A 5908-nucleotide genomic window follows, 5' to 3' on the forward strand; every position below is an offset into this window, starting at 1 on the left:
GGCCAGGGTCGCGGGCTACGCGGGCGCCCTGCACGAACTGGACGCGCCCGGCGGCCCGGTCCGCACCGGTCACGCCGCCCTCGGCCCGCAGCGCGGTGAACCGCTCGTGGAACACCTGGGCATCGGGCCCTCCCCGTACCCCGACGGCTGCGGCAACTGGCAGCAGGCGGATGTACGCACCGCCCGCGACCGGCTCGGCTGGCGTCCCCGTATCAATCTGGAGGAGTCCCTCGCGGACATCTGGATGGAGGCGGCGTGCCGTATCTGACCACCACCGGCGGCCGTCTCTCCGCCACCCACGCGGACCGCCTCGGCCTCGGTGTCCCCGGGTACGCGCACCCGCTGCTCGCCCCCGCCGAGTGGGCCGGGCTGACCCGCCCGGGCACCCCCCTGCACTGGGCCGTCCTCAACGTCGCGGACGGCCCGGGCTCCCGCCCCGACCCGCACTGCCTGGAGGCCGCGGGCCGCCTCGGCAACGCGGGCGTGCGGGTGCTCGGTCATCTCGACCTGGCGTACGGGGAGCGGTCGTTCGGCGAGATCATCGCCGAGGCGCGGGACTACACCGACTGGTACCGGGTCGGCGGCTTCTATCTGGACCGGTGTCCGTCCACCGGCTCCGATCTGACCGACATACGGCTGACGACCGCCACCCTGGAGGTGGTGCTGGAGAGCGGCCCCGGCGGGTGGGGTGACGGTGGGTCCGAGGACGGGCCGGGCGGTGGGTCCGGCGGCGGGCACATCGTCCTGGGCCACGGGACCCACCCGCACCCCGGGTACGCCGAGATCGCCGGCCAACTGGTCACGTTCTCCGGCCCCTGGGAAAGATACCGCTGGTCAGAGGCGGCCGAGTGGACCGCCGACCACCCGCCGGAGCGGTTCGTCCATCTCGTCCACGGCGTCCCGCGCACCCATCTCGACGAGGCGATGCGCGTCGCCCGCTGGCAGGGCGCGGGCACGGTCTTCTTCACCGACCGGGGTGACAGGACGGGAGAGAGGGGAGGGAACAACCCCTTTGCGGCGTTGCCCGGCTACTGGGACGAAATCGTCTCGCGAGTCGGACCAGGTATCTCGGAATGAGCCGGGCCGTGGCAGTGTTGCAGGGAAGATTCCTTATTGAATGACCGACCAACCCCATGTTGAGGTCCCTGTGTCGCTGCCCCCCCTGGTCGAGCCCGCTGCCGAGCTCACCGTCGACGAGGTCCGCAGGTACTCCCGTCATCTGATCATCCCGGACGTCGGGATGGACGGGCAGAAGCGGCTGAAGAACGCGAAGGTGCTGTGTGTGGGGGCCGGTGGCCTCGGCTCACCGGCCCTGATGTACCTGGCGGCGGCCGGTGTCGGCACGCTCGGCATCGTGGAGTTCGACGAGGTCGACGAGTCGAACCTCCAGCGCCAGATCATCCACAGCCAGGCCGACATCGGCCGGTCCAAGGCGCAGTCCGCCCGTGACTCCGTCCTCGGGATCAACCCCTATGTGAAGGTCGTCCTCCACGAAGAGCGGCTCGAAGCCGAGAACGTGATGGACATCTTCTCGCAGTACGACCTGATCGTGGACGGCACGGACAACTTCGCCACCCGCTATCTCGTCAACGATGCCTGCGTGCTGCTGAACAAGCCGTACGTATGGGGTTCGATCTACCGCTTCGACGGCCAGGCCAGCGTGTTCTGGTCCGAGCACGGCCCGTGCTACCGCTGCCTCTACCCGGAGCCCCCGCCCCCCGGCATGGTCCCCTCCTGCGCCGAGGGCGGCGTGCTGGGCGTGCTCTGCGCGTCCATCGGGTCCATCCAGGTGACCGAGGCGATCAAGGTGCTCACGGGCGTCGGCGAGTCGCTCGTCGGGCGGCTGATGATCTACGACGCCCTGGAGATGCAGTACCGCCAGGTCAAGGTCCGCAAGGACCCCGACTGCGCGGTCTGCGGCGAGAACCCGACCGTCACCGAGCTGATCGACTACGAGGCCTTCTGCGGCGTCGTGTCCGAGGAGGCCCAGGAGGCGGCGGCCGGCTCGACCATCACTCCCAAGCAGCTCAAGGAGTGGATGGACGACGGCGAGAACATCGAGGTCATCGACGTACGGGAGCCGAACGAGTACGAGATCGTCTCGATCCCCGGCGCCAAGCTGATCCCGAAGAACGAGTTCATCATGGGGACGGCCCTGGCGGGCCTGCCGCAGGACAAGAAGATCGTCCTCCACTGCAAGACGGGTGTCCGCAGCGCCGAGGTGCTGGCCGTGCTCAAGGCGGCGGGCTTCTCGGACGCGGTGCACGTGGGCGGCGGGGTCATCGGCTGGGTCAACACGGTCGAGCCGGAGAAGCCGGTCTACTAGGCCGCTTCGTAGGAGACCGCGTCCCAGGACGTCAGCTGTAGGACTGTGGGGCGGGCCGGATGCGGTCCGCCCCACCGTCGTACCCGGCTGCCCCACCGTCGTACCGGGCTGCCTCCTAGGAACAGACCGTGCCCGCCGCCGGCACCTTCCCGTTCAGCAGGAAACCGTTCACCGCCTTCTGCACACAGGCGTTGCCGCTGTTGTACGCGCCGTGGCCCTGCCCCTTGTACGTGATCTCCACGCCGACGCCCTTGCCCAGCGCGTCGACCATCGCCCTGGCCCCCGCGTACGGCGTGGCGGGGTCACCGGTGTTGCCGATGACCAGGATCGGCGCGGCGCCGGGCGCGCTGACGTCCGGGTGGGGCCACTGCCCCGGCACCGGCCAGCGCGAGCAGGACATCATGCCCCAGCCCAGGAAGTCCCCGAAGACGGGCGACGCCTTGCGGAACTCCGGGAGCCTCGCCCTGGTCTGCTCCAGGGTGTAGCGGTCCTTGGAGTCGACGCAGTTGATCGCCGCGTTCGCCGCCTGGAGGTTGCTGTACCGGCCCTGCTGGTCGCGGCCGTTCATCGAGTCCGACAGGGCCAGCAGCAGGGCGCCGCTGCCCGCGTCCGCCTCGTCGAGCCCCTGTTCCAGCAGGGGCCAGAACTCCTGCGAGTAGAGGGTCTGGGCGATGCCGTTGGTGGCCTCGGTCTGGGTCAGCTTCCGGGGGCCGATCCCGGCGATGGGCTTCTTGTCGAGCTGCCCGAGCAGCCCGGTGATGAACGCCTCGATCTCCTTCGGGGTGGTCCCCGGCAGCTTGCACGCGCCGCCGCGCGACACACAGTCCTTGGCGAAGTTGTCCAGCGCGAGCTGGAAGCCCCGCGCCTGGCCGAGCGAGCCCTGTTCGGAGTCCTGGCTCGGATCGACCACCGCGTCGAAGACCGTCCTGCCGACGGACTTCGGGAACTGGTGGGCGTACACGCCGCCCAGTTCGGTGCCGTACGAGATCCCGAAGTAGTTCAGCTTCTTGTCGCCGAGGACCTGGCGCATCATCTCCATGTCCCGGGCGGCGCTGGTCGTACCCACGTGGGGAAGCGCCTTGCCCGAGTTCTTCTCGCAGGCGGAGGCGTAGGCCGCGAGGTTCTTCGTGAAGGTCTTCTCCTCCGCCGCGGTGTCGGGGGTGGCGTCCTGCGCGTAGTACGTGTCGAGCTGCTTGTCGCTCTCGCACTCCACGCCGTCGCTCCGGCCCACGCCGCGCGGGTCGAAGCTGACCAGGTCGTACCGGCCGCGCAGGGTCTCGTAGTCCGGCGCGAAGGACGGCAGGGCGGTGATCCCGGAGCCGCCGGGGCCGCCGAAGTTGAAGACGAGCGAGCCGAGCCGCCTGCTCTTGTCGCGGGCCTCGGCGCGGATCAGGGCCAGCGCGATGGTGTCGCCGTCCGGCTTCGCGTAGTCGAGCGGCACGTCCATGGACGCGCACTGCCAGCGCACGCCCCCGGGGAGCGGTGAGGGGGCCGTACCGCCGCCCTGCGCGGCCGTGGGCGCCTTGCACGCGGTCCAGTCCAGCCGCTGGGAGGCGAGGCCCTTGGGCCTGTTCCGGTCGCCGCCGTCCCCGCTGACGGGGCCCGCACTGACGGACCCCCCGCTGCCGGAGCATCCGGTGACGGCCAGGAGGGCGGCGGCGGTGACAGCGGCGAGCGGCGCGGAGCGCCGGGCGGAGGGGGTCGGCATGGATCCATCCTGCGCCGGGTCCCGCCGGGGCGCCCGGGGCCGCGGGCCAAGCGGGTGGCGGGCCGTGCGGGACGGCGGACCGTACAGGACGGAGCATCGCGTCGGACGCTGACCGATGAGTTTCGGGGCCCGCCCCGGTCTGCACTGATACAACCCGGCAAGAGTGAGACATGGAGCCTGAGATGACCAAGGAACAGACGACCGCCGACGGTTTCCCGTACACGCTGGAGCGTGTCCTGGAGGCTCCCGTGGCGGCGGTGTGGAACGCCTGGACCACCGCGGACTCCTACACGCAGTGGTCCTACGCCGCGCCGGGGACCGTCGAGATGGACGTGCGGCCGGGTGGGGCGTGGAAGTCGACGATGGTCACCCCGGACGGCACGAAGGTCCCGTTGACCGGCTCGTACGCCGAGGTCGAGGTGGACCGGCGTCTTGTGGTCGGCATGGACGTGCCCGGGCAGGACGCGCAGGCGCTCATGACCGTCGAACTCGCCGAGCAGGGCGCCGGCGGGACGCGCATCACGGTGACCCAGACGTGCGACACCGCCGAACAGCGCGACATGGCCGAGCAGGGCACCACGATGCTGCTGGACAGCCTGACGGCCTTCCTGAAGACCGCGGCCTGACCGCCCCGTTTTCCGAACGCCGAGCGGCCGGGCGGGTGCGGAAACCTCCTAGAGCGCTCCCTTGCGCGTCAGGTGGTTGAACGACACCCAGCCCGGCAGCACCGGCAGCCACAGCGTCATCAGGCGGAACAGCAGCACCGCCGGTGCCGCGACCTCCTTGGGCAGGCCGACCGCCAGCAGACCCAGCGTCAGCGCGCCCTCCACCGCGCCCACCCCGCCGGGCGTCGGCGCCGCCGAGCCCAGCGCGTTGCCGGCCAGGAAGACCACGGCGATGCTCGCGTAGCTGAGCTGCTGGTTGCCGTTGTCGAACGCCCGGATCGACGCGTCCAGGCACATCACGAACGTGCCGGTCAGCAGCAGCATCCCGCCGATGCCCGTGAGCAGCTTCATCGGCTGCTGGAGCACGTCGAGCATGCGTGGTACGACCCCGGCGAACAGCGACCGGAGCCGGGTCACCACGAACTTCCGCAGGAACGGGATCGCCGTCACGACCAGCACCAGCACCGCGACCGTGAGCAGGCCCGCGATCACCGTCCTGGACGGGGTGAGCGACGCGGTCTTCTCCGTACCGGTGAGATAGCCGAACGAGAGCAGCAGCACGATGTGCGCGCCGAGCCCGAAGAGCTGCGAGGCGCCCACACTCGCCACGGCGAGCCCCGGCCGGACGCCCGACCGTTGCAGGAAGCGGGTGTTCAGCGCGACCCCGCCGACCGCCGCCGGGGCGACGATCTTGACGAAGGACCCGGCGACCTGTGCCTCGACGGTCCGTTTGAACGACACCCGTTCCGGTACGAAGCCCAGCAGGCTCATCGAGGCGGCGACGTAACTGAGCGCCGAGAACGCCGCCGCGGCGGCCACCCAGCCCCAGTGCGCCTCGCCGACGACCGTGCCGAAGTCGACCTGGGTGATCTGCGTGAGCAGGAAGTACGCGGCGACCGCGCCGGCGATGAAGCTGAGCAGCGTCCGGGGCTTGATCCGTTCGAGGCGCACCGGCTCGACCGGCGCCTGCGGCCTGATCAGCAGCACCTGTTGGCGGATCTGCGACAGCAGGTCCTCCTCGCGCGCCTCGTCGAGCGCGTCGTCTATGGCGCGCTTCTCCGCCTGCTTCTCGGCCCGCAGGGACTTCCGTACGGCCCGCCGGGGGCCCTCGCCGTCGGCGGCGACCGTACGGGCCGCGCCCTCGGCGGTGTGCTCCGCGTGTGCCGCGCCCTCTGCCGTGCGCCCCGCGTGTGCCGCGCCGTCGGCGGA

At 70.9% G+C, this 5908-nt stretch carries 5 protein-coding genes and 1 pseudogene; 4 read left to right on the forward strand and 2 right to left on the reverse strand.

The features are described from left to right. From GT042_RS15575 to moeZ, 3 genes and pseudogenes are all read left to right on the forward strand, one after another. A pseudogene (locus GT042_RS15575) lies at nucleotides 1-268 on the forward strand (reductase); the annotation flags it as partial. Further along, nucleotides 256-1077: a spherulation-specific family 4 protein gene (locus GT042_RS15580; RefSeq protein WP_161309311.1), complete on the forward strand. Its 822-nt coding sequence runs from the start codon at nucleotides 256-258 to the stop codon at nucleotides 1075-1077. The pseudogene GT042_RS15575 and the gene GT042_RS15580, both read left to right, overlap by 13 nt. A 70-nt stretch (nucleotides 1078-1147) precedes the next feature. Then, nucleotides 1148-2326 carry an adenylyltransferase/sulfurtransferase MoeZ gene (moeZ, locus tag GT042_RS15585; RefSeq protein ID WP_161309312.1) on the forward strand — a complete coding sequence of 393 codons (1179 nt, stop codon included), beginning with the start codon at nucleotides 1148-1150 and terminating at the stop codon, nucleotides 2324-2326. A gap of 115 nt (nucleotides 2327-2441) precedes the next feature. Here the strand turns inward: moeZ and GT042_RS15590 are convergent, their stop codons facing one another. Continuing rightward, nucleotides 2442-4034, reverse strand: coding sequence for an alpha/beta hydrolase (locus GT042_RS15590; RefSeq protein ID WP_161309313.1), 1593 nt, complete (start codon nucleotides 4032-4034; stop codon nucleotides 2442-2444). 182 nt (nucleotides 4035-4216) lie between these two features. Between GT042_RS15590 and GT042_RS15595 the strand changes: the two genes are divergently transcribed. Further along, on the forward strand, nucleotides 4217-4660 hold the full coding sequence (locus GT042_RS15595) for an SRPBCC domain-containing protein (protein ID WP_161309314.1): 444 nt from the start codon (nucleotides 4217-4219) through the stop codon (nucleotides 4658-4660). A gap of 48 nt (nucleotides 4661-4708) precedes the next feature. On the opposite strand, the gene GT042_RS15600 is transcribed toward GT042_RS15595, so the two are convergent. Next, nucleotides 4709-5908: lysylphosphatidylglycerol synthase transmembrane domain-containing protein (locus tag GT042_RS15600; RefSeq protein ID WP_161309315.1), on the reverse strand; the 1200-nt coding region annotated here is incomplete at its 5' end.

Source organism: Streptomyces sp. SID3212 (assembly GCF_009865405.1).
Classification (GTDB): Bacteria; Actinomycetota; Actinomycetes; order Streptomycetales; family Streptomycetaceae; genus Streptomyces.